The organism is Rhizobium sp. YTUHZ045 (assembly GCF_051124255.1).
GTDB lineage: Bacteria > Pseudomonadota > Alphaproteobacteria > Rhizobiales > Rhizobiaceae > Rhizobium.
Genome location: NZ_CP101432.1, coordinates 4439564 through 4461589, shown reverse-complemented (window position 1 = coordinate 4461589; position 22026 = coordinate 4439564). Strand labels below are relative to the sequence as shown.

The window sequence follows — 22026 nt, the reverse complement described above, 5'->3', positions numbered from 1 at the left end:
CGGTCATCAAGGGCTTCGGGCGTTCGCAACTTTCAGGCGGCGATGCCCTGGCTGCCGCCATTGCGCAGCATGTTGCGCAGACGATAGGCGATCGCCAGAGGCTTCGGGAAAGGCTTGCGCAGGAAGGCGACCTTGCGAACATAGTTGTCGACCCGCCAGCTCGCCCAGGTTCCACCGGCGAAAAAGGCGACGTCGCCGGTGCGCAAGGTTCGTTCCGTGCCATCCTCGGCGGTGATATGGACCTCGCCTTCGAGGATCATCACGGTCTCGTCCCAGCCGAAATACCAGCGGAATTCGCCCGCCGTGCAGTCCCAGATTGCGGTCAGCGACGCCTCGTCATGGCCGCGCGAATGTTCGGCGGTCCGGGCTTCAGGATTGCCGCTGATGATCCAGTCGGGATTGATCGGCGTTGATTTCAGCGGCAGGTGGTCGCTCGCATGGGCGACGAAGGATTTCCCGGCCGGCTTCAGCGCAATATACGGCACCGAGCGCGCCGCCATGGCGACCGCGCTTGCGAGCATCATCTTCAAGGCCACGCAACAACCCCCAAATCTCAACCCCTATTGCGACGGTGGGTAGCAGAAAGTCGTAAGGAGCTCGTTCAACGGGGGACTAAAATTTTAACAATCCGGAAACTCGACCGGGCTGAAAGCGCTCAGAAGGCGTCGGGAAAGTGCCGTGGCAGCCGGCCGGGCATGACCGCGACGATATCGTAGCGCTGGGAAAGGCGGGCCTGATCCGCCTGGCGGGCGAGCCACAGATCGCTTGCCGCCCGGATGCGCTTCTGAGCGGCGACAGAGACGGCGTCGATCGCCGCAGCCTCGCCATGGCGGGCCTTGACCTCGACGAAGACGGCGAGATCGCCCTTGCGGGCGACGATATCGATCTCGCCGAGCCTGGTGCGGTGGCGCAGCGCCAGGATACGGTATCCCTTCAGCATCAGGAAGGCGGCGGCGACATATTCCGACATGCGGCCGCGGCGTAGCGCCTTCCGTTTGATGGCGGTAAGCTCCTTATCTCCCATTGCCGCCCTTCATCTCCAGCAGGCGCTGGTAGAGCGCCTTGCGCGGCAGGCCGGTGAGACGGGCGGCCTCGGTCGCAGCCTTTGCCGTCGGCATCGACATCGAGAGGTCGGCGAGCACGGCTTCGACATCGGCCTCGGAGGTTTCTACCGGCTGCGGCGGGCCGACGACGAGGACGATCTCGCCCCTGACGTTTTCCACCTGCTGGTAATGGGCGGCGAGTTCGGACAGCGTGCCGCGGCGGAATTCTTCATAGGTCTTGGTCAATTCGCGGCAGACGCAAGCCGGCCGGGCCGGGCCGAGCACATCGGCGGCAGCAAGAAGCGTGGCAGCGATGCGATGCGGTGACTCAAAGAAGATCAGCGTCGCCGGAGCTGCGGCAAATTCACTGAGACGATCGCGGCGGGCCTTGTCCTTGGCTGGCAGAAAGCCGGCAAAGAGGAAGGCGTCGTTCGGCAGGCCGGAACCAACAAGGGCGGCGAGCGGAGCCGAGGCGCCTGGAATGGGAATGACGCGGTAACCGGCGGCAATTGCCTGCCGAGCCAGCCGGTAGCCGGGATCGGAGACGAGCGGCGTGCCGGCATCGGACACCAGCGCCACCGAGCGGCCGGCTTCGAGCGCCTGGATGAGCCGCGGGCCGGCTTCGTCGGCATTGTGCTCGTGGTAAGCGAAAGGGCGGTTCTGGATGCCGTAGCGATCGAGCAGAACGCGGGTGACACGCGTATCCTCGCATGCAAGCACGTCGGCGCCGGCCAGCGTTTCCAATGCGCGCAGCGTGATGTCCCCGAGATTGCCGATGGGAGTTGCGACGAGATAGAGGGCCGGCTCCAGCGGCCGCGCTGGCACCGCCATGTTGTGCAGGCGGAAGCTTCGCCGGCTGGCGTCCTCGGCTGTGGTTTGCTCGTTCATGCCTTAACCTTCGTCCCGACGGCCTTCGCCCGTCATCGGGCCTTTATGGGCGAGCGGCGGCGCTTCGGCAAGGGTTGGGATTTCTGTGAGGATTGCGCCGGAAAACCTGAAATGCGGGGGCTCAGCCGTCCATGCCTCTTGCCATCCAATGCTGAAGTCTGCCATTTTGCCCCTCCACTCCCCCGACCTAAATCGGGAAAGCATTCTTCGGGCCTTCGATGCGCCCGGGCAGTCACGGTCGAAAGCGGTAGCATCCCATGCGTATTACTATTGAGCGGTCAAACCTTCTGAAATCGCTGAACCACGTCCACCGTGTGGTCGAGCGTCGCAACACGATCCCGATCCTGTCCAACGTACTTCTCAAGGCCGACGGCCAGAACCTCGACATGAAGGCGACCGACCTCGACCTCGAAATCACCGAGGCAACGCCGGCAAGCGTCGAACAAGCAGGCGCCACCACCGTTCCCGCCCATCTTCTTTACGATATCGTGCGCAAGCTTCCCGATGGCGCCGAAGTGCTGCTGGCGACCAGCACCGACGGCGGCTCCATGACCGTCCAGTCCGGCCGCTCGAAATTCTCGCTGCAGTGCCTGCCGGAATCCGATTTCCCGGATCTGACCGCCGGCACCTTCACGCACTCCTTCAAGCTGAAGGCGACCGATCTGAAGATGCTGATCGACCGCACCCAGTTTGCGATCTCGACGGAAGAGACACGTTATTATCTGAACGGCATCTTCTTCCACACGATCGAGAGCAATGGTGAGCTGAAGCTCAGGGCGGTCGCGACCGACGGCCATCGGCTGGCCCGCGCCGATGTCGACGCGCCGTCGGGCTCCGAGGGCATGCCCGGCATCATCATTCCACGCAAGACCGTCGGGGAACTGCAGAAGCTGGTCGACAATCCGGAAGCGATCGTCACCGTCGAAGTTTCCGACGCCAAGATCCGCATGACGATTGGCTCGATCGTCCTGACTTCGAAACTGATCGACGGCACCTTCCCGGATTACCAGCGTGTCATTCCCACCGGCAACGACAAGGAAATGCGCGTCGATTGCACGACCTTCGCCCAGGCCGTCGACCGCGTCTCGACGATCTCCTCCGAGCGCGGGCGCGCCGTGAAGCTGGCGCTGTCCGACGGTCAGCTGATGCTAACCGTCAACAACCCCGATTCCGGCAGCGCAACGGAAGAAGTCGCCGTCGGCTACGACACGGATGCGATGGAAATCGGCTTCAACGCCAAATATCTGCTCGACATCACCGCGCAGCTTTCCGGCGAGGAAGCGATCTTCCTGCTGGCCGACGCCGGCTCGCCGACACTGATCCGCGACACCGCCGGTGACGACGCGCTCTACGTCTTGATGCCGATGCGCGTCTGACGGGAACGAAGGCGACCGCTTTCGGTTTTCCTCCTGTCGAACAGGAGGATTCCAGAATGAATAAGACGGGAGCGGTGCGCATCGGCATTTCAGGCTGGACCTATGCGCCCTGGCGCGGGCAATTCTATCCGGAAGGACTGGCGCAGAAGCAGGAGCTTTCCTACGCTGCCCGTCACTTCCGTTCGATCGAGATCAACGGCACCTTCTATGGGCTGCAGAGACCCGACAGCTTCGGCCGCTGGCGGGACGAAACGCCAGATGATTTCGTCTTTGCGGTCAAGGGGCCGCGCTTCCTCACCCATGTGCGGCGCCTGAGGGAGATCGAAGCGCCGCTTGCCAATTTCTTCGCCTCGGGCCTGCTCAGGCTCGGCCCCAAGCTCGGGCCGATCCTCTGGCAATTTCCGGCCAACATGGTCTTCGATGCTGATCGTTTCGAAAATTTCCTGTCGCTACTGCCGCATGATCATGATGCGGCGATAACGCTTGCCAGGCGGCATGACGAGCGCCTCAAACAGGCATGGCTCAAAAGCGACGGACACCAGCCGATCCGCCATGCGTTCGAAATTCGCAACGACAGCTTCCGCTCAGCCGAGTTCATCGAAATGCTCCGGCGACACAAGGCCGCGCTGGTCTGCGCCGATACGGTGAAATGGCCGTTGCTGATGGATATCACCGCCGACTTCATCTATTGCCGTCTGCATGGGTCCGAACAGCTCTATGTCAGCGGCTATGAAGACGAAGCGCTCGATCTATGGGCGGAACGCATCCGCGCCTGGGCAACGGGCGGAGAACCAGAGAATGCGACGCGGATCCTTGCGCCGCTGCCGGCGAGAGCCAAGGGCCGCGACGTCTATCTTTATTTCGACAACACCGATAAGAAACTTCGCGCCCCTGTTGACGCCGGCCATTTGAGCGAAAGACTTGCCGACCTCATGCCTCGTTCCCAGCGAAAGGCCGCATGAGCTGTTGATGTCGATGTTCTCGTTGCGAAAATCCTTGTCCCGGGAGCGACAAGCGGCATATTAAGACAGTCGATCAACATGCGGATGGGTGGAGAATGCGCTTACGGGTCAAGGTGAAGGAACACCTCGGGAAGAGATTTGATGAGGAAATCCGTTTCTTCCGGGGCATGATGCAGGGGCCGAAGACGGTGGGCTCGATCGTGCCGACCTCTTCGATTACCGCCAAGCGCATGGCCAGCGTCATCGATATGCATTCGGGGCTGCCAGTGCTGGAACTCGGCCCGGGCACTGGTGCCATCACCAAGGCCATCCTCGGCCGGGGCGTGAAACCGGAAAATCTGGTCGCAATCGAATATTCGACGGACTTCCACCAGCATCTGCTGCGGACCTATCCCGGCGTGCACTTCATCAACGGCGATGCTTTCGATCTCCAAACCACGCTCGGCGACTACGGCGACCGGACGTTCGATTGCGTCATCTCCTGCATTCCGCTCTTGAATTTTCCGATGTCGATGCGCGTCTCTCTGCTCGAAAGCCTGCTCGACCGCCTGCCTGCCGGCCGGCCTGTGGTGCAGATCTCCTATGGCGCGATTTCGCCGATCGCCGCCAATCCCGATCGGTATCACATTCAGCACTTCGACTTCGTCATGCGCAACATCCCTCCGGCGCAGCTTTGGATCTACCGCCGCGGCTGAGATGTTCGGACTTTATATCACCCACCCGCAAGTCAAGATCGATGCGAATGTTCCCGTGCCGAAATGGGGCCTTTCCGATGTCGGGGCTGCGCGCGCCCGCAAAGCTGCCGAGAGCGGCTGGGCCAAACGGCTGACCCGCATCGTCTCCAGCGACGAGACGAAGGCGATCGAGACGGCCGAAATTCTGACGGCCGCCTCCGGTATCAGCATCGAGATCGTGCATGGCATGCACGAGAACGACCGGTCGGCGACCGGCTTCCTGCCGCCGCCGCAATTCGAAGAGGCGGCCAACTGGTTCTTTGCCCATCCGGAAAAAAGCTTCCAAGGCTGGGAACGCGCCGTTGACGCGCAGGCCCGCATCGTGGCGGCGGTCAAGGCCGTTCTCGCCACGCATGATCCGGCCGCACCGATCGCCTTTGTCGGTCATGGCGGCGTCGGCACGCTGCTCAAATGCCATCTGGCGGGGCGGCCGATTGCCCGCGACCGCGACCAGCCGGGGGGCGGCGGCAATCTCTATGCTTTCGGCCTTGCGGATCTCGGCCTAACATGCGACTGGACGCCCATCGAAGACTGGCGGGGGTGACTTCACATGGACGCACGCGAGCGGTTGATCGTCGGCTTGGATGTTCCAACGATCGGCGAGGCGGAAAGACTGGTTTCCACGCTCGGCGACGACATTCTCTTTTACAAGATCGGCTATCAGCTGGTCTTTGCCGGCGGGCTGGAATTCGCCCGCGACCTTGCCGCCAGCGGCAAGAAGATCTTTCTCGACATGAAGCTGCTCGACATCGACAACACGGTCGCGTCGGGCGTCGAGAATATCGCCAAGATGGGCATGTCGATGCTGACGCTGCATGCTTATCCGAAGGCGATGAGAGCGGCGGTGCAGGCCGCGGCCGGCTCCGGCCTCTGCCTGCTCGGCGTCACCGTGCTGACCTCGATGGATGCCGAGGATCTTGCCGAGGCCGGCTATAGCCAGGACCCGCACAGCCTGGTGCTCAGCCGCGCCGGACAGGCGCGCGCCGCCGGCATGGGCGGCGTCGTCTGCTCGGCGGCGGAGGCGGCCGAGGTGCGGGAGGTCGTCGGTCCCGACATGGCGATCGTCACGCCCGGCATTCGCCCGGCCGGCAGTGACAAGGGCGACCAGAAGCGGGTGATGACACCGTTCGATGCGCTGAAAGCGGGATCAACCCATCTCGTCGTCGGCCGGCCGATCGTCAAGGCGCCCGATCCGAAAGAGGCGGCCCGCGCTGTCCTCAACGAGATGGTGAGCGCGCTCTGGCCGGCAAACCGGTGAATTCAAAAAGCACAAGGGAGAAGATCATGGCCAAGGCATATTGGATCGCTCGCGTCGATGTTCGCGACGCCGAGCGCTACAAGGATTACGTGGCGGCGGCCAAACCGGCTTTCGAAAAATATGGCGCAAATTTCCTGGCGCGCGGCGGCGCCATCACCGAACTCGAAGGCAAGGCGCGCGCCCGCAACGTCGTAATCGAATTCCCTTCAATGCAGCATGCGGTGGATTGCTACAATTCGCCGGAGTACCAGATCGCCGCCAAGATCCGCCAGGAAGTGGCGGATGCGGAAATGGTCGTCGTCGAAGGCGTCTAAGCTGCGCGCATAGCCAAAAACCGACGGCGCGATAGGCCTTCCCGTCGCCTCGAGATTGGGCTAATACGGTGCCGACAAAGCATCCCCAAGCCTTTCGAGGAACCTGCCATGACCCTTGCCAATCTGCCGCCGCTCGTCACCGTGTTCGGAGGCTCCGGCTTTGTGGGCAGGCACGTGGTGCGGGCGCTCGCCAAGCGCGGCTATCGCATCCGCGTCGCCGTGCGCCGGCCCGATCTCGCCGGCTTCCTGCAGCCGCTCGGCAATGTCGGCCAGATTTCCTTCGTGCAGGCGAACCTGCGCTATCGCAACTCGATCGACCGTGCCGTCGAGGGCGCCAGCCACGTCGTCAACTGCGTCGGTATTCTGCATGAGACCGGCCGCAACACTTTCGACGCGGTGCAGGAATTCGGCGCCCGCGCGGTTGCCGAAGCGGCGCGCAATGCCGGCGCGACCCTCACCCATATTTCGGCCATCGGCGCCAATGCCAACTCCGATTCGGATTACGGCCGCACCAAAGGCCGCGCGGAAGCGGCCATCCTCTCCATCAAGCCTGATGCGGTGATCTTCCGTCCATCGATCGTCTTCGGGCCGGAGGACAGCTTTTTCAACAAGTTTGCCGACATGGCTCGCATGTCGCCCGTCCTGCCGCTGGTCGGCGGCGGCAAGACGAAATTCCAGCCTGTTTATGTCGAGGACGTCGCCGAGGCGGTTGCCCGCGCCGTCGATGGCAGGGTTGCCGGCGGCAAGATCTATGAGCTCGGCGGGCCCGAGGTGCTGAGCTTCCGCGAATGTCTCGAGACGATGCTGAAGGTGACGTGCCGCAAGAATCGGCTGGTGTCCCTGCCCTTCGGCCTGGCTTCGCTGATCGGCAGCATCGCCTCGCTGATCCCCTTCGTGACGCCGCCGATCACGCCCGACCAGGTGCGCCTGCTCAAGCGCGACAACGTCGTTTCCCCAGAAGCCGAGGCGGAAGGCCGCACGCTGAAGGGACTCGGCATCACACCAACAATGCCGGCATCGGTGCTCGGCTCCTATCTCGTGCAGTACCGTCCGCACGGCCAGTATACCGGCTCCGGCAAGGCCGCCTGACCATCTTTGCCGAGAAACGATAACGCCGTCCGCCGGTCCCGCGGGCGGCGTTTGCTTTGCCGCAGCACCTTAACCGTTATGGCGTCCTTTGGGCGTTTTGAAGGGGCGTGCGGCTCTGCCATGCCGGCGCAAGCTCGGCATGTTTTCCTGCCAGCCATATCGAGCAGCGTTGCATAAAAGGCGCAGCGGAAATTTTGTGGAATTAACGCCAAATTTAGCAGGAACGTTTATTGCTATTTGTCATTCCACTGACTACCAAACCCCGCGCCTTCCAACGGACTCAACGTCTGCGAAGGCGTGCGGCAATCACTGTGAAAGGCATTTCTCGATGGGCAAGTCAATCGCGCTCCTTTTTGCGTGTGCGGCGCTGATTATCATGGCAGGTTCCTTCGTTGCGCCCGGTTCGGTCGCGGCGGTCAAGGGCGACTGCTCGCCGGCTTACGGCGTCGATCCTTGCTCGACGGCTTCGATCAGCCATTGACGAAAAGGCCGGCGCCTTGCGCCGGCATCCAAAAGACAAGCAATCGGGAACGCCGAACAAGGCGTTCCGCAATGACGGCTCGATATTGCCTGCTTCAAAAGCGGCGACGAGCGTCCTTCCTCTCAAGATGTTCTGAAAACTCGACGCTTGCCGGCGAGCGGGTATCGTGCGCCAAATTCCGACAGGGCAATGCATTCGCGCCGGGAGTTGCGCGAATGCAGTCGCAGATGCCTCAGGCGATCAAGCCGGTCGCGGCCATGCCGAGCAGCAGGACGCCGAGAATGATGCGGTAGATGGCAAACAGCGTGAAACGGTTGCTCCTGATATAGGCGAGCAGCCATTTGACGGCGATGAAAGCGACGATCGTGGAGACCACGAAAGCGATGGCGAGCGCCGTCCAGTCTTCACCTGCCGCGCCGCCGTCCTTGAAGGTCTTCAGCAGTTCATAGCCGCTTGCGGCATACATTGTGGGAATGCCGACGAGAAAGGCAAATTCGGTCGCCGCGGCGCGATTGCCGGTGCCGGCCAGCAGGGCGACGAAAATCGTGGCGCCGGAGCGTGACGTGCCCGGAAAGACACCGGCAACGATCTGGGCGATGCCGACCAGGATGGCGACAAGCCAGGTGATCTTCTTATGCGGCGGCCGGCGCGCGGCGGCCCATTCGGCAAAGATCATCCAGATGCCGCCGATGATGAGCGCCCAGGCGATCGGCGTGGCGGTCTCGGGAAGTTCGAAGCCGAGCTTCTTGACGACGAGGCCTAGGATTGCGGTGATGAGAAATGCGACGATCAGTTTGGCGGCATAGTCCCGATTCTCAGGCTCGCGCCAGCCGAGCACCAGATCCAGCAGGCGGCGCCAGTAGATAATGGTGACGGCGAGGATGGCGCCCGCCTGAATGACGATATTGAACATGTCCGAGCGGTGTCCGAGCCACTGCTCGGCAATGATCAGGTGGCCGGTGCTCGAGATCGGCAGAAATTCGGTGATCCCCTCTATGACACCGAGAATTGCGGCATTGATATAATCCATACATTGTCTCCGGTTTAAAGTTCGGTCGGCCTGATCGCTTGGGTCGATCAGGCTGCCGTTTCCATTCGTTCGTTAGACCGTGTTTTGCCATCGTCAGATGGGGTAAAATCCGATTCGCTTGTATTGGCGGGGCCAAGCTCCTATAGCTTCAACCAATGAGTCACGACTAAGGCGCTATAAACGAGCTGCCACACAGTCCTGTAACAGCAATCACAAAGCCCGAGTATCGATGCCCACGCTTTATCATCATCCCATGTCATCCGCATCCCGCTTCGTCCGGCTGATCCTGGCGGAATACGGCTATCAGGCGGATCTGATCGAGGAGCAGACATGGGAGAAGCGCCGGGATTTCCTGGCGCTCAATCCGGCCGGCACGCTGCCGGTCTATGTCGACGACAGCATGCGCGCGCTCTGTGGCGCCAGCGTCATTTCCGAATATCTCGACGAGACGCACGGGGTGTTGAAACGCGACCGGCGGCTGCTCGCCGAGGATCCATTCCAGCGGGCGGAAATCCGCCGGCTGACCGAATGGTTCATGCAGAAGATGGAAAACGACGTGACAAAGCCGCTCGCACGTGAGCGTGTCTACAAGTTGCAGATGACCGCCGATCAGGGCGGCGGAGCGCCGGATTCGAAGATTTTGCGCACGGCCCGCGCGAATATCCGCCAGCATATGCGTTATCTCACCTGGCTTGCCGGCTCGCGCCAATGGCTGGCGGGAGAGCGGATGAGCTATGCCGATCTCGCCGCCGCCGCCTCGATCTCGATCCTCGATTATCTCGGCGAGATCGAGTGGGCCGAAGCCCCCGTCGTCAAGGAGTGGTATCAGCGGCTGAAATCGCGTCCCTCCTTCCGGCCGATGCTCACCGAGCGCGTGCGCGGCCTGACCCCCGTTTCACACTATGCCGATCTGGATTTCTGACGAGGGCTCTTCATGCCCGAAGCTTATAGAGACGACAAAGAGCGGCGGCGCCGCGACAATTTGACCGACTTCGTTCGGGCGGAATCGGTCGCGAAGGGCTTCGATCTCTGCCGCATCACGCGCCCTGACGCGATCCCCGAAGCCAAACGGCGTCTCGGTGAGTTCATCGATGCCGGCCGGCACGGGACGATGGAGTGGATGGCGGAGACGCGCGAGCGGCGCGGCGATCCGCTGACCCTCTGGAGCGAGGTGCGATCCGTCGTCGTCTTCGGCCTTAACTACGCCCCGGAAGAAGATCCGCGCGGCATCCTCGACAAGCCCGACAAAGCGGCGATCTCCGTCTATGCCCGCAATCGCGATTATCACGACCTCATCAAAGGCCGGTTGAAGGAGATCGCCACCCGCTTTGCGGCGCGGGCCGGCGCCGATGTGAAGGTGTTCGTCGATACCGCGCCGGTCATGGAAAAGCCGTTGGCGGCGGCGGCCGGTATCGGCTGGCAGGGCAAACACACCAATCTCGTCAGCCGCACGCATGGTTCGTGGCTGTTTCTCGGCACGATGTTCACCACCGCCGATCTTGCCGTCGATGCGCCGGAAATCGATCATTGCGGCTCCTGCCGCGCCTGTCTCGACATCTGTCCGACCGCCGCCTTTCCGGCGCCTTACCAGATCGACGCGCGGCGCTGCATCTCCTATCTCACCATCGAACACAAGGGGCCAATCGACCCCGAGCTGCGGGTGCTGATCGGCAACCGCATCTATGGCTGCGACGACTGTCTCGCCGCCTGCCCCTGGAACAAGTTCGCAAGCTCCGCCTCCGAAATGAAGCTGCAGGCGCGCGAAGAGCTGAAGGAGCCGTCGATCGCCTTTCTGCTGACGCTCGACGACGCCGCCTTCCGCTCCTTTTTCAGCGGCTCGCCGGTCAAGCGGATCGGCCGCGGCCGTTTCATCCGCAACGTGCTGATCGCCGCCGGGAATTCCCGCGAGAGGGCGCTCATCCCGCAATGCCGCCTACTCGCCGACGACGCCTCGCCGGTGGTGCGGGGGATGGCGGTCTGGGCGCTTTCAAGGCTGATGAAGGCTGACGAATTCTGGGCCTTTGCCGCAAAAAGGGCTGATGAGAGCGACGATAATGTCCTGAACGAATGGCGCCTGGCAGGAGTGGGCTGATGCATGTGATGATCTTCGGCTGCGGTTTTTCCGGTACGGCGATCGCCAAGGCCTTCGCCGGCGACGGCGTGCGCGTGTCCGGAACGACCCGTTCGGCAGAGAAGATGGAAGCGCTGCGCCGCGCCGGCATCGAGGCATTCCTGTTCGATGGCGAAACCTTGGAAGAGCAGCTCGTCCGGGCTTTGGCCGATGTCACCCATCTCGTGCAGTCGATCGCGCCCGGAAAGGCTGACCCGCTGCTGCGGCTGCTCGATAAGGACGGCGCGAGCCTGCTGCCGAGGCTTGAATGGATCGGCTATCTCTCCACCGTCGGCGTCTATGGCGATCACAAGGGCGCATGGGTCGACGAGGAAACACCTTGCGTGCCCGTCTCCGGACGGTCGAAGGAGCGGCTCGAGGCGGAAGAGGGCTGGCTGGCAATGGGCGCGAGGCGCGGCGTGCCGGCGGCCGTGCTGCGGCTTTCCGGGATTTACGGGCCGGGCCGCAATGCCTTCTGCAACCTAGAAAAAGGCACGGCGCGGCGGCTGATCAAGAAGGACCAGGTCTTCAACCGCATCCGCGTCGAGGATATCGGCGCGGCGGCGCGCTTCCTGTCGGAGCGCGGGCTCGGCGGCATCTATAATGTCACCGACGACCAGCCTGGGCCGCCGCAGGATGTGATCGTCGAGGCGGCACGGCTGATGGGCGTCGAGCCGCCTCCAGAACAGGCTTTCGAAACCGCCGAACTGACGCCGATGGCGCGTTCTTTCTACGGCGAGAACAAGCGGATTTCCAATGCGAAACTGAAGGCGGCCGGTTTCCGATTTTCCTTCCCGAACTATCCGATGTCGCTTGCTCAATTGTGGCAGGACGGGCGCTGGCGCGGGTAAGTCCGGGCCGCTTGAGGTGACCGGGGTTATCACCCAAATTGAGTAGGAAATTCCTACTTTGCACAGTTGGCAGAACAATTCTCGCCGCATATCATGGTTAACAGCCTTTGAATTTGCGCAAATGTGGCGGGAAATATGGCGAAGTCAGAAAAAATATTCCGTGATTTTTGTGAGGGCCGCGAAGTTTAGGGCTTCCCCGGAAAAATCATTTGAATTTTGGCTGATTTCATTGCGTTTTTTTCTTATATCGCCATGCGCGGCAAATTCTCATTTTTTATCAACGGCCTGGCAAATATTACAGACTGTAATATTCCGTGATCGCATGCGGCACTTTTTTGCCATTTTTCGGCGGATTTAAGCCCCGCCGCCTGCCAGGGCGTCGAGTTCAATAGTTGAGGGATACTCCGTTTTGAAGAAAATCAGCCGTTCTATTATCGCTGCCGCAACTATTGCAGCCTGCTCTTCCATGCTTCCGGCGGAAGGTTTTGCTGCAAATGGCTGTGGCGGTGCTTCGTGGTACGCTCTTCACTCCAAAACTGCTTCCGGAGAACGTATGAACCCCGCCGTCTTGACTGCCGCGCATCGTTCGCTCGCATTCGGCACCAAGGTCAAGGTCACCAACCGCAACAATGGCCGCACCGTCGTCGTCCGCATCAATGATCGCGGCCCGTTCATCCGCGGCCGTGTGCTCGATCTGTCGCGCGCCGCCGCACAGAATATCGGCATGGTGAGCTCCGGCACGGCGAAGGTCTGCTACCAAGTGATCAGCTAAGTCCGGAGCTTGCAACCGGCTGCACTGTCAGCGGCGCTTGCTCTTGCCGCCAATCGCGGTTACCACGCGATCGAAACCTGTAAACAATCCGCCCGACCTCTGGGTGCGGATCGTTCGCACGGTACGGCAACAGGAGATATGTGAATGCGTCTGGGCGGCCGCCTCGAAGGGGCGATTTCTGTGCTCGCGGACATCGATGCCCGCAAGCGACCCGTCGCCGACGCACTCAAGGACTGGGGCCTTGCCCATCGCTTCGCCGGTTCCGGCGATCGTGCCGCGATCGGCAACATCGTCTACGACGCCTTGCGCATGCGGCTTTCGCATGCCTGGCTGATGGATGACGACAGCGCTGCGGCCATTGCCCACGCCGTCATGTTCCGTCAATGGGGTTTCACGCCCGAAAGCCTTGCCGCCGAGCTGGCCGACGACAAATTCGCGCCGGCGCCACTTTCACCCGAAGCCCTTGCCGCCTTTAGCAGCCGCTCGCTCGAAGACGCGCCGCCGCATATCCGCGGCGATATTCCCGAATGGGTTCAATCCTCCTTCGAACAGTCTTTCGGCACGGGCTGGCTCGCCGAAGCACAGGCGCTCGCCGCCCGCCCGACGCTCGATCTGCGCGCCAACATTTTAAAGGCTTCGCGCGACAAGGCGGTCAAGGCGCTCGAAAGAGCCGGCGCGCATGCGGCGAAGATCGCCCGTTACGGCATCCGGATTGCCGCAGGCGAAGGCGCCTCGCGTCTTCCCAACGTGACAGCCGAGCTTTCGTTCCAGAAAGGCTGGTTCGAAGTTCAGGACGAGGGTTCGCAGATCGTCGCCGATCTGGTGCTGGCGCGCGATGGCGAACAGATCCTCGATTATTGCGCCGGCGGCGGCGGCAAGACGCTCGCCATGGCCGCCGCCATGCAAAACAAGGGCCAGGTTCACGCCTATGACGCCGATCGCAAACGGCTGGCGCCGATCATCGAGCGGCTGAAGCGGGCGGGCACGCGCAATGTCCAGGTGCATGACGACGCCAGAGGGCTTTCGGGCCTTGCCGGGCGCTGCGACAAGGTGCTGGTCGACGCGCCCTGCACCGGCACCGGCACATGGCGCCGCCGCCCCGATACGAAATGGCGGCTGACGGCGAAGAACCTCGACGAACGCACCGCCCAGCAGCAGGACGCGCTGGCGCAGGCAAGCGGCTTCGTCAAACCGGGCGGTGAGCTGATCTATGTCACCTGCTCGGTGCTGCCTCAGGAAAATGAGGAGCAGGTGCGCCGCTTTACGGCCAGGAATGCTGATTTTGAGATCGTCAGCGCCCTGCCCGCCTGGGACGCTCTCTTCGGCAAAGACGCGCCGCGTCCGCACTCCTCCGATGGTCTGACGGTGACGCTGACACCGGCTTCCACCGATACGGACGGCTTCTTCTTCTGCCGCATGCAGCGCAAGGGCTGAGACCCCCGCGAGAGCCGCAGATTGGGACCGCCATTTCGGGAAAGTGACGGTGGTGTTTTCAGGCCGATGCAGCTGAAAGAGTGGCTGTTCCGGCTCGCCCCCAGTTAAAATCATTCCAAACTAGAGCGTTTGACACCAGTTTACTTTTGCGCGAAGAGACGGAGCCCGATGGAAGATCCGTCACAGGAGAGGATTATGAAGCTCAACAGCAAATTCCGCGCAGCCGTGCTGGCGATTGCTCCCGCCGCTCTGCTCGCCCTTCCCGCGCAGGCCGAGACCGAAGCTAGCGCCGTGGTGAAACATTATGCCGAAGTGGCGCATGCCAAATACGAGGACTCGCTGACGACGGCCGAGGCGCTCGACGCCGCCATCGACGCCTTCCTGAAGGCGCCGACCGATGAGACGCTGAAGGCCGCCAGGGATGCCTGGGTCAGGGCGCGCGTGCCCTACCAGCAGACGGAAGTCTATCGTTTCGGCAATCCGATCGTCGACGACTGGGAAGGCAAGGTCAATGCGTGGCCTCTCGACGAGGGCCTAATCGATTATGTCGATGCCGCCTACGGGACCGAGAGCGACGAAAACTCGCTCTATGTGGCCAATGTCATCGCCAACAAGACGATCAAGATCGACGGCAAGGATGTCGACGCCTCGAAGCTGACGCCTGATTTCCTCTCCGGCACGCTCGCCGAAGCCGGCGGCATCGAAGCCAATGTGGCGACCGGTTACCACGCCATCGAATTCCTTCTCTGGGGTCAGGATCTGAACGGCACCGGTCCGGGCGCCGGCAACCGCCCGGCCACTGATTACGACCTCAAGAACTGCACGCACGGCAATTGCGACCGCCGCGCCGAATATCTGAAGTCCGCCTCCACCCTGCTTGTTTCCGACCTGCAGGAAATGACCGACAACTGGAAGCCGGACGGGGTGGCGACGAAGAACGTCGAAGCCGATCCGAAGGCCGGTCTCGTCGCCATCCTGACCGGCATGGGCTCGCTCTCCTACGGCGAACTTGCCGGCGAGCGCATGAAACTCGGCCTGCTGCTGCACGACCCGGAAGAAGAGCATGATTGCTTCTCCGACAATACCTACAATTCGCATCTCAACGACGCGATCGGCATCGCCGCCGCCTATACCGGCAACTATACCCGCGTCGACGGCACCAAGCTCAGTGGCCCGTCGCTGCACGACCTCGTCGCCGCCAAGGACAAGGCGCTCGATGCCGAGCTGGAAGGCAAGCTCAACAAGACGCTCGATGCGATGAACGCCATGGCCAAGCGTGGCGAGACGGTCGAGAAGTATGACCAGATGATCGCCGAGGGCAACAAGGAAGGCAATGCCGTCGTCCAAGCCGCCATCGACGGGCTGATCGACCAGACGAAGTCGATTCAGCGCGTTATTGCCGCACTCGATCTCGGCACGGTTCAGCTTGAAGGTTCCGACAGCTTGGATAATCCTAACGCCGTCTTCAAATAAGCAAAAAGGCGGGCCGCCTCGACAGCCGGAGCGGCCCGGACTCTTGAAATGTCGCATGCCCCGGCCCGCCGATTGATCGCCAGCGCAGCGCTCTGCGCCATGTTTGCCGGATTTTCCGCAGCCATCGCCGGCGGTTTCGACCTGCCAACCAAACGCACCGACCTCTCCGAGACCGATCTCAAACGCGTCGCCGACATCACGCGGCCGACGGCGGATTTTTCCAAGGCCGAGCAATATGAAGCGATGCAGGCGGGGGCCGCGACCTCGATCGATCCCGTCACTGAAGACAGCTTCTCGCATATTTCCGCCAACATCCCCTTCGAGGAAGAGCAGAATTTCAAGCTCGGCAATGCGCTCTTTCGCAAGCTCTGGGTTTCCGCTCCTTCCTCGACGCAGGCCTCTGATGGCCTCGGGCCGCTCTTCAACGCCCGCTCCTGCATGAGCTGCCATGTCAATGACGGCCGGGGCAGACCGCCGGAGGGGGCCACAAGCGCCACCTCGATGTTCCTGCGTCTGGCACGCGCGGCGACCACGCCGGAGGAAGAAAAGGCGATCGCCAATGCCGACGTCGTGAACTTTCCCGATCCGGTCTATGGCCATCAACTGCAGGACCTTGCGGTGCCCGGCCTTGCCGCAGAAGGCCGGATGGCGATCACTTATGATGTGGAGACGGTGACGCTCGGCGACGGTGAAAAAGCATCGCTTCGCCGGCCGCATTATACGGCGACGAACCTCGCTTACGGGCCGCTCGACACGGCGACGACCATTTCGGCGCGCGTGGCGCCGGCGATGATCGGCCTTGGGCTGATCGAAGCCATTCCGGAAACGGACATTCTTGCCCATGCCGATCCTAATGATGCAGACGGCGACGGCATTTCGGGCAAGGCGGCGATCGTGCGCGACCATCGCAGCGGCAAGATCGCACTCGGTCGTTTCGGCTGGAAGGCGCAAAACGCCACCGTGCGCGATCAGAGCGCCGATGCCTTCGCCAACGATATCGGCATCTCGACGCCCGACCAGCCGGATGCACATGGCGATTGCACCAAGCCGGAAGAAAAATGCCTTGAGATGCCGACCGGGGTGCAGAAACGGCTGGGTGCAGAAGAAGCCCCAGGCCCCGTTCTCGACCTCGTGACCTTGTATTCCGAAAATCTCGCCGTGCCGGCGCGGCGCAAGGCGAGCTTTCCCGAGACACTGCGGGGCAAGCGGATTTTTTACGAAACCGGCTGCATTTCCTGCCATGTGCCGAAATTCGTCACCCGCCGGGATGCAGCCGAAAAGGCGCAATCCTTCCAGCTGATCTGGCCCTATTCCGACTTTCTCCTGCACGACATGGGCGAGGGTCTGGCCGATGGGCAACAGGTCGGGCTTGCAAGCGGACGTGAATGGCGCACGCCGCCGCTATGGGGTATAGGACTGACCCGGACTATCAGCGGACACAGCTTTTTCCTGCATGACGGCCGTGCGCGAAACGTCACCGAGGCGATTCTCTGGCATGGCGGCGAAGCTGAAAAGGCCCGCAACGCTTTTTCCTTCCTGTCGAAAGACGACCGGGCGGCCCTGATTACATTCCTGGAGTCACTTTGATGCGCCTTTGGCACCCCCTGCTCTGCCTCACTCTGATCGGCCTCGCCACATCGGCGGCCGCTGAGACCGCCGCTCCGCCGGCAGGGCTGAATGAGGATGCCGTTCCCGCCGTCATGCAGCGCGCCGTCGATGAGGTGATCCGCCCCGGCTATCGCAACATGCAGCAATCGGCCGCCCGGCTGACGACGGCGATGAAGGATCTCTGTGACGGCGGAACGCAACAGACGCTCGACAAGGCGAAATCCGCCTTCGACGACACGATCCGCTACTGGTCGATCATCGAGATCGTCCAGACAGGGCCCGTCATCCAAGACAATCTCTTCGAGCATATCCTGTTCTATCCCGACCGCAAGGGTGTCGGCCTGAAGCAGGTGCAAGCGCTGATCGCCAAGGCTGATCCTAAGGACGCGACCGTCGATGCGATCGCCAGCAAGAGCGTCGCGCTGCAAGGCCTGACGGCGCTGGAATATGTGCTCTATGGCAACGGCTCCGACGATCTCCTCAAGCAGAAGGGCGGATTCCGCTGCCTTTACGGTGCCGCGGTCGCCGGCAATATCCAGCGTGAGGCAGGCGAAGTCGTCGCGGCCTGGGAAAAACCCGATGGCGTGCAGGCGAGCTGGAAACATCCGGGCCCGCAGAGCAATGATTTCATGGACAACAAGGAAGCCGTGACTGCGCTCCTCGGCATTCTCGTCCACGGCGCAGAGAATGTCCGCGACCAGCGGCTGGAGCAGTTCTACAAGGGCAAGGACACCACGCCGCGCCCGCGCATGGCCATCTACTGGCGTTCGAAGAACACCTGGAAATCGATGGCTGCCAATCTGGAAGGCCTGCGCACGCTCTGGCAGAAGGCCGGCATGGCCGAGCTTCTGCCGACGGACAAGCGGTCGGTCGCCGCCTCGATCGACGCGGATTTCAAATCGCTGCTCGACAGCGTGCCGAAGCTCAATCCCGACATTGACGTCGCCGTGAGCGATGCCGAGAAGGCCAAACTCGAAGCGTTGCTCGCCGACAGCCGCCAGCTGATTACCAGAATCAGCGACGAATATGGCTCGGCCATCGGCCTTTCGGCCGGCTTTTCCTTTTCGGACGGAGACTGAAGCGATGATACGAAGCACCACGATCGATCGACGCGGCTTCGTCAAGGCGGCAGGGATCGGCTTCCTTGCGGCCTTGACGCCAAGATCGCTGATGGCGTTGGAGCGGTCGGACGCCGTCTATGCCTCGGGCATTCGCGCCGCCGACGGCTCCTTTGCCATCGCGACGGTGACGGAGCGCGGCGAGATCGTCGATCAGGTGGCGCTTCCCGCCCGAGCTCACGGCATGGCCTTCAGCGCCGCCACCGGCAAGACCGCCGCCTTTGCGCGCCGGCCCGGCACCTATGCGATGATCTTCGATCCACGGGATAAGGGTCAGCCGATCGTCATCAGCTCCCGGGAAGACCGGCATTTCTACGGCCACGGCGTCTTCTCGCCCGATGGCCGCATTCTCTACGCCAGCGAGAACGATTTCGACGGCAATCGCGGCATGATCGGCATCTACGATGCGACCGACCGCTTCACCCGCATCGGCGAATTCGAGACCTATGGCATCGGCCCGCACGACATGACCGTGTCCGATGACGGACGCCTTCTCATTGTCGCCAATGGCGGCATCGAGACCCATCCCGACTTCGGCCGCACCAAGCTCAATCTCCGGGCGATGCAGCCGTCGCTGGTCCTGATCGATGCGGCGACGGGCGCGTTGATCGAAAAACATGTGCTGCCGGCCGAATGGTCGCAGCTGTCGACCCGCCACGTCGACCTCGACGGCGACGGCCGCATCTGGTTCGCCTGCCAGTACGAGGGCCACCGCAAGGATCTGCCGCCGCTCGTCGGCCATTTCGCCAAGGGCGAGGATCTTTCCTTCGTCGAACTGCCGGAGGAGACGACGCGCAGGCTTGCCAATTACGTCGGGGCGATCGCCGTCAATCGCAGCGAAGGCCTCGTCGGCATCACCTCCCCGAAAGGCGGCGCCTCGGTGACGATCGACGCGAGGACGGGCAAGGTGCTGGCCGAGACGGCAATTGCGGATGCCGCGGGTATCGCGCCGGCAAAAGAGGGCTTTGCCGTCTCCTCCTATGATGGCGACTTCCTGTCGACCCGCAGCGACGTCGCCTGGGATCAGCACATCGTTCGGATCTCTCAGCCGACGCGCGCATAGGCCTTCTGCTCGGCACTGATCGCCGACGCCGCAGCCCTTGCCGCTTGATGCAGCCATTCGCTCCCGCGCACCCGTAGGTCCTCCAGGATCGCCGCGGCCGCCGCTGGATCGTCGGAATGGCAGTTGGCGATCTCGAAGCCCATCAGCTCGAGCATCGTCGGCGCAAGCAGGATTTCCGGGTGCTTGTCGATCTCGATCTTGCGGCTGTTCGGCGAGAGCCGGCGTACGAGGATACGCCCGGAGACTTGATAGTGGGGATCGGCCGAGCGCATCCGCCCTCCGGCAATCTTGCCTGCATCGATCGTCCCATGCTGCGGCCCGTGGCAAAGCGACCAGGCCGAGGGCACCAGCGCCTTCGCCTCGCGCAGAACCGGCCCGCCTTGCGATTCGCTATAGGCGACAAAACGCGGCCGACCGAGACTGCCGGTGCCGGCGCGATGCGGCTTGGCCACGACGCGACCTGTGCCGGATGGCAATGCACCGGTAAGCGCCTCGATATAGGCGGGAGGCACCGGTTTCTTGCCGGGACGCAGCGTGTCGTATTTCTCCCAAAATTCCTGGCGGTCGGCATTCGGCAGCACCAATGCCTTGCGCAGCCATTTATAATCGCGCTCGAGGATGACAGGCAGCGGATTTTCAAGGCCCCTGCGATAGCCGGCGAGGATCAGTTCGCCGATTCTGCGGACGGACGGACGATTGTCGCCACGCGCCAGGATGGCGCTTGCCGCCAGACGAACGAGGTCGAGCGCATAAGGCATGAGCGCCGCGTCGTCGAAATCATTGACGCCCCAGACGAGCCGGCCCTCGACATCGCGCCAGGTGCCGAAATTTTCCAGATGCGTGTCGCCGATCGCCAGCACTTCAGGTGCGCCTGCAAGTTCCTGGCAGATGCCGAGGATGGTTTCGCACCAGCGCCAATAGGTGGCGCGCAGGAAGACGAACGCGTTGCTGCGCATCTTCTTATGTTTCTCCCTGAGATCCTTCTTGACGAGATCGTCGCCGAGTTCGCCGCTCAGCCAGTTCTCGAAATTCCGGACTGATTGCGATATCGTCGTCATGCCGCTGATGCATCCATCCTTTCGAGTGTGGATGCGAGAATACGCGCTCCGCGCGAAGCTGCAATCGCCATTGCACGAGGCTGGCGGCGCTGACGAAGCGGGTTGGTACAACAACGCATGGCGAAAGGTTGCCCCGGCGACACGGTTTGCGGTTTCCGGTGTCGGCCGGGCGGATTTCGGCAAGGTCCAGCTTGTCGAATCCGGCCCGCCATGCCACTTTCCCGGCTTCGAGAGGGGTAGCCATGAGCGAGACTGACAGGGGCGATTTCCGCGCGCGAATCCGCCGCAATTTTGCGCGCCAGGCGGCGATGCAGACGATCGGCGCGGAGCTGACGCGCGTCGAGCACGGCGTCGTCGAGATCGAGCTTCCCTTCGACGTCAAACTGACACAGCAGCACGGCATCCTGCATGCGGGCATCATTTCGGCGGCGCTGGATTCGGCCTGCGGCTTTGCCGCCTACAGCGTCATCGACCCTGAAGCCTCGATCCTGACAATCGAGTTCAAGGTCAATCTCATGTCGCCGGGGCGTGGCGAGCGCTTCCTGTTTCGCGGGGAAATCACCAAACCCGGCTCCACCATTATCGTCGCCGACGGGCGAGGCTACGCGATCAGCGACGGGCCGGCGAAACTCATCGCCTCCATGACCGGAACGATGATGGTCATCCGCGGGAGAGAAGGAATTACAGGATGAAGTTCGAGCTGAAGTCGGTCGCAGGCAAATCCATGCTTTTCGTCATGGCGGCGGAGGCCGAATACGGCTCCTTCCTGCGTTCGCGCATCGAACCCTTGATGACGGGCGTCGGCCCGGTCGAGGCGGCAGTCGCGCTGACCAAAACCCTGGCACGGCTGGATGCGGCCGACGACCTGCCGGATCTCGTGGTATCGCTCGGGTCGGCCGGTTCGGCGAAACTGGAGCAGACCGAAGTCTATCAGGTGAGCTCGGTCTCCTATCGCGATATGGACGCCTCGCCGCTCGGTTTCGAAAAGGGTAGGACGCCGTTTCTCGACCTGCCCGCTGCTCTCGAGCTGCCGCTACGCATCCCCGGCATTCCCGAGGCAAGCCTTTCCACCGGCGGCAACGTCATCTCGGGTACCGCCTATAGCGACATCGACGCCGACATGGTCGACATGGAAACCTATGCGGTGCTGCGCGCCTGCCAGGGCTACAAGCTGCCGCTGATCGGCCTGCGCGGCATTTCCGACGGTGCGGTCGAACTGCAGCATATCTCCGGCTGGACGGAATATCTGCACATCGTCGATCGTAAGCTTTCCTACGGCGTCGACAGTCTGTTCACGGCGCTGGAGGACGGGGTTTTCTGGTTTTAGAGTTCTGCGCCGCGCGTCTTCTCCGGCGCGGGGACAA

The 22026-nt window shown here is 62.4% G+C and carries 23 protein-coding genes; 18 read left to right on the top strand and 5 right to left on the bottom strand.

Annotation, left to right across the window (positions count from 1 at the left end):
- Positions 1 to 32 precede the first annotated feature (32 nt).
- The 3 genes from NMA58_RS21845 to rsmI all read right to left on the bottom strand — a co-directional run bounded on the left by NMA58_RS21845 (position 33) and on the right by rsmI (position 1931).
- A complete protein-coding gene (locus tag NMA58_RS21845; protein ID WP_434711900.1) occupies positions 33 to 536 on the bottom strand; it encodes a cupin domain-containing protein in 504 nt (167 codons plus the stop codon).
- 119 nt (positions 537 to 655) lie between these two features.
- Positions 656 to 1024, bottom strand: coding sequence for a YraN family protein (locus tag NMA58_RS21840; RefSeq protein ID WP_097599490.1), 369 nt, complete (start codon positions 1022 to 1024; stop codon positions 656 to 658).
- A complete protein-coding gene (gene rsmI / locus NMA58_RS21835; RefSeq protein ID WP_434711899.1) occupies positions 1014 to 1931 on the bottom strand; it encodes a 16S rRNA (cytidine(1402)-2'-O)-methyltransferase in 918 nt (305 codons plus the stop codon). Before rsmI ends, NMA58_RS21840 begins: the two co-directional genes overlap by 11 nt.
- Before the next feature lie 257 nt (positions 1932 to 2188).
- On the opposite strand from rsmI, the gene dnaN reads away from it, so the two are divergent.
- From dnaN to NMA58_RS21800, 7 genes are all read left to right on the top strand, one after another.
- A complete protein-coding gene (dnaN, locus tag NMA58_RS21830) occupies positions 2189 to 3307 on the top strand; it encodes a DNA polymerase III subunit beta (RefSeq protein ID WP_183700602.1) in 1119 nt (372 codons plus the stop codon).
- A gap of 56 nt (positions 3308 to 3363) precedes the next feature.
- Positions 3364 to 4269: a DUF72 domain-containing protein gene (locus NMA58_RS21825; protein ID WP_434711898.1), complete on the top strand. Its 906-nt coding sequence runs from the start codon at positions 3364 to 3366 to the stop codon at positions 4267 to 4269.
- Positions 4270 to 4364: 95 nt separating this feature from the next.
- Positions 4365 to 4964: a phospholipid N-methyltransferase PmtA gene (pmtA, locus tag NMA58_RS21820; protein WP_434711897.1), complete on the top strand. Its 600-nt coding sequence runs from the start codon at positions 4365 to 4367 to the stop codon at positions 4962 to 4964.
- Between the two features lies 1 nt (position 4965).
- Complete coding sequence (locus NMA58_RS21815) at positions 4966 to 5547, top strand: histidine phosphatase family protein (protein ID WP_434711896.1); 582 nt, start codon at positions 4966 to 4968, stop codon at positions 5545 to 5547.
- Positions 5548 to 5553: 6 nt separating this feature from the next.
- Positions 5554 to 6261, top strand: coding sequence for an orotidine-5'-phosphate decarboxylase (pyrF, locus tag NMA58_RS21810; protein ID WP_434711895.1), 708 nt, complete (start codon positions 5554 to 5556; stop codon positions 6259 to 6261).
- A gap of 26 nt (positions 6262 to 6287) precedes the next feature.
- Complete coding sequence (locus NMA58_RS21805; protein ID WP_064800384.1) at positions 6288 to 6575, top strand: DUF1330 domain-containing protein; 288 nt, start codon at positions 6288 to 6290, stop codon at positions 6573 to 6575.
- Between the two features lie 108 nt (positions 6576 to 6683).
- Positions 6684 to 7664, top strand: coding sequence for a complex I NDUFA9 subunit family protein (locus NMA58_RS21800; protein WP_434711894.1), 981 nt, complete (start codon positions 6684 to 6686; stop codon positions 7662 to 7664).
- A 713-nt stretch (positions 7665 to 8377) separates the two neighbouring features.
- Here the strand turns inward: NMA58_RS21800 and NMA58_RS21795 are convergent.
- Positions 8378 to 9175, bottom strand: a complete 798-nt coding sequence (locus NMA58_RS21795) for an undecaprenyl-diphosphate phosphatase (protein ID WP_434711893.1) — start codon at positions 9173 to 9175, stop codon at positions 8378 to 8380.
- Between the two features lie 229 nt (positions 9176 to 9404).
- Here NMA58_RS21795 and NMA58_RS21790 point away from each other — a divergent pair, with 229 nt between their 5' ends.
- The 9 genes from NMA58_RS21790 (at position 9405) to NMA58_RS21750 (ending at position 19604) form a co-directional block, all read left to right on the top strand.
- Positions 9405 to 10097: a glutathione S-transferase family protein gene (locus NMA58_RS21790; protein WP_430958189.1), complete on the top strand. Its 693-nt coding sequence runs from the start codon at positions 9405 to 9407 to the stop codon at positions 10095 to 10097.
- A 12-nt stretch (positions 10098 to 10109) separates the two neighbouring features.
- Complete coding sequence (gene queG, locus NMA58_RS21785; RefSeq protein WP_434711892.1) at positions 10110 to 11267, top strand: tRNA epoxyqueuosine(34) reductase QueG; 1158 nt, start codon at positions 10110 to 10112, stop codon at positions 11265 to 11267.
- Positions 11267 to 12136 (top strand): SDR family oxidoreductase, encoded by an 870-nt coding sequence (locus NMA58_RS21780; protein WP_221113139.1) that lies wholly within the window; start codon positions 11267 to 11269, stop codon positions 12134 to 12136. Before queG ends, NMA58_RS21780 begins: the two co-directional genes overlap by 1 nt.
- Positions 12137 to 12545: 409 nt before the next feature.
- Entirely contained in the window at positions 12546 to 12908 is a 363-nt protein-coding gene (locus NMA58_RS21775; RefSeq protein ID WP_085776661.1) for a septal ring lytic transglycosylase RlpA family protein, read from the top strand.
- Between the two features lie 144 nt (positions 12909 to 13052).
- Positions 13053 to 14342 carry an RsmB/NOP family class I SAM-dependent RNA methyltransferase gene (locus tag NMA58_RS21770; RefSeq protein ID WP_434711891.1) on the top strand — a complete coding sequence of 430 codons (1290 nt, stop codon included), beginning with the start codon at positions 13053 to 13055 and terminating at the stop codon, positions 14340 to 14342.
- Positions 14343 to 14537: 195 nt separating this feature from the next.
- Complete coding sequence (locus NMA58_RS21765) at positions 14538 to 15815, top strand: imelysin family protein (protein WP_434711890.1); 1278 nt, start codon at positions 14538 to 14540, stop codon at positions 15813 to 15815.
- Positions 15816 to 15863: 48 nt separating this feature from the next.
- Complete coding sequence (locus NMA58_RS21760; RefSeq protein ID WP_434711889.1) at positions 15864 to 17402, top strand: di-heme oxidoredictase family protein; 1539 nt, start codon at positions 15864 to 15866, stop codon at positions 17400 to 17402.
- Positions 17402 to 18502 (top strand): imelysin family protein, encoded by a 1101-nt coding sequence (locus NMA58_RS21755; RefSeq protein ID WP_434711888.1) that lies wholly within the window; start codon positions 17402 to 17404, stop codon positions 18500 to 18502. The genes NMA58_RS21760 and NMA58_RS21755 overlap by 1 nt, the downstream gene beginning before the upstream one ends.
- A 4-nt stretch (positions 18503 to 18506) precedes the next feature.
- Positions 18507 to 19604, top strand: a complete 1098-nt coding sequence (locus tag NMA58_RS21750; protein WP_434711887.1) for a DUF1513 domain-containing protein — start codon at positions 18507 to 18509, stop codon at positions 19602 to 19604.
- On the opposite strand, the gene NMA58_RS21745 is transcribed toward NMA58_RS21750, so the two are convergent.
- Positions 19586 to 20662 (bottom strand): DUF2252 family protein, encoded by a 1077-nt coding sequence (locus NMA58_RS21745; RefSeq protein ID WP_434711886.1) that lies wholly within the window; start codon positions 20660 to 20662, stop codon positions 19586 to 19588. The genes NMA58_RS21750 and NMA58_RS21745 overlap by 19 nt on opposite strands.
- A 242-nt stretch (positions 20663 to 20904) precedes the next feature.
- Between NMA58_RS21745 and NMA58_RS21740 the strand changes: the two genes are divergently transcribed.
- Entirely contained in the window at positions 20905 to 21354 is a 450-nt protein-coding gene (locus NMA58_RS21740; RefSeq protein ID WP_085776653.1) for a PaaI family thioesterase, read from the top strand.
- Positions 21351 to 21989 (top strand): 5'-methylthioadenosine/S-adenosylhomocysteine nucleosidase, encoded by a 639-nt coding sequence (locus NMA58_RS21735; protein WP_285191959.1) that lies wholly within the window; start codon positions 21351 to 21353, stop codon positions 21987 to 21989. Before NMA58_RS21740 ends, NMA58_RS21735 begins: the two co-directional genes overlap by 4 nt.
- The last annotated feature ends 37 nt before the right edge of the window (positions 21990 to 22026 follow it).

Bases quoted from the DNA above. Each gene is read 5' to 3' on its own strand.
- NMA58_RS21840 (WP_097599490.1), bottom strand. From the start codon at position 1,024: ATGGGAGATAAGGAGCTTACCGCCATCAAACGGAAGGCGCTACGCCGC.
- rsmI (WP_434711899.1), bottom strand. From the start codon at position 1,931: ATGAACGAGCAAACCACAGCCGAGGACGCCAGCCGGCGAAGCTTCCGC.
- dnaN (WP_183700602.1), top strand. From the start codon at position 2,189: ATGCGTATTACTATTGAGCGGTCAAACCTTCTGAAATCGCTGAACCAC.
- NMA58_RS21825 (WP_434711898.1), top strand. From the start codon at position 3,364: ATGAATAAGACGGGAGCGGTGCGCATCGGCATTTCAGGCTGGACCTAT.
- pmtA (WP_434711897.1), top strand. From the start codon at position 4,365: ATGCGCTTACGGGTCAAGGTGAAGGAACACCTCGGGAAGAGATTTGAT.
- NMA58_RS21815 (WP_434711896.1), top strand. From the start codon at position 4,966: ATGTTCGGACTTTATATCACCCACCCGCAAGTCAAGATCGATGCGAAT.
- pyrF (WP_434711895.1), top strand. From the start codon at position 5,554: ATGGACGCACGCGAGCGGTTGATCGTCGGCTTGGATGTTCCAACGATC.
- NMA58_RS21805 (WP_064800384.1), top strand. From the start codon at position 6,288: ATGGCCAAGGCATATTGGATCGCTCGCGTCGATGTTCGCGACGCCGAG.
- NMA58_RS21800 (WP_434711894.1), top strand. From the start codon at position 6,684: ATGACCCTTGCCAATCTGCCGCCGCTCGTCACCGTGTTCGGAGGCTCC.
- NMA58_RS21795 (WP_434711893.1), bottom strand. From the start codon at position 9,175: ATGGATTATATCAATGCCGCAATTCTCGGTGTCATAGAGGGGATCACC.
- NMA58_RS21790 (WP_430958189.1), top strand. From the start codon at position 9,405: ATGCCCACGCTTTATCATCATCCCATGTCATCCGCATCCCGCTTCGTC.
- queG (WP_434711892.1), top strand. From the start codon at position 10,110: ATGCCCGAAGCTTATAGAGACGACAAAGAGCGGCGGCGCCGCGACAAT.
- NMA58_RS21780 (WP_221113139.1), top strand. From the start codon at position 11,267: ATGCATGTGATGATCTTCGGCTGCGGTTTTTCCGGTACGGCGATCGCC.
- NMA58_RS21770 (WP_434711891.1), top strand. From the start codon at position 13,053: ATGCGTCTGGGCGGCCGCCTCGAAGGGGCGATTTCTGTGCTCGCGGAC.
- NMA58_RS21765 (WP_434711890.1), top strand. From the start codon at position 14,538: ATGAAGCTCAACAGCAAATTCCGCGCAGCCGTGCTGGCGATTGCTCCC.
- NMA58_RS21760 (WP_434711889.1), top strand. From the start codon at position 15,864: ATGTCGCATGCCCCGGCCCGCCGATTGATCGCCAGCGCAGCGCTCTGC.
- NMA58_RS21755 (WP_434711888.1), top strand. From the start codon at position 17,402: ATGCGCCTTTGGCACCCCCTGCTCTGCCTCACTCTGATCGGCCTCGCC.
- NMA58_RS21750 (WP_434711887.1), top strand. From the start codon at position 18,507: ATGATACGAAGCACCACGATCGATCGACGCGGCTTCGTCAAGGCGGCA.
- NMA58_RS21745 (WP_434711886.1), bottom strand. From the start codon at position 20,662: ATGACGACGATATCGCAATCAGTCCGGAATTTCGAGAACTGGCTGAGC.
- NMA58_RS21740 (WP_085776653.1), top strand. From the start codon at position 20,905: ATGAGCGAGACTGACAGGGGCGATTTCCGCGCGCGAATCCGCCGCAAT.
- NMA58_RS21735 (WP_285191959.1), top strand. From the start codon at position 21,351: ATGAAGTTCGAGCTGAAGTCGGTCGCAGGCAAATCCATGCTTTTCGTC.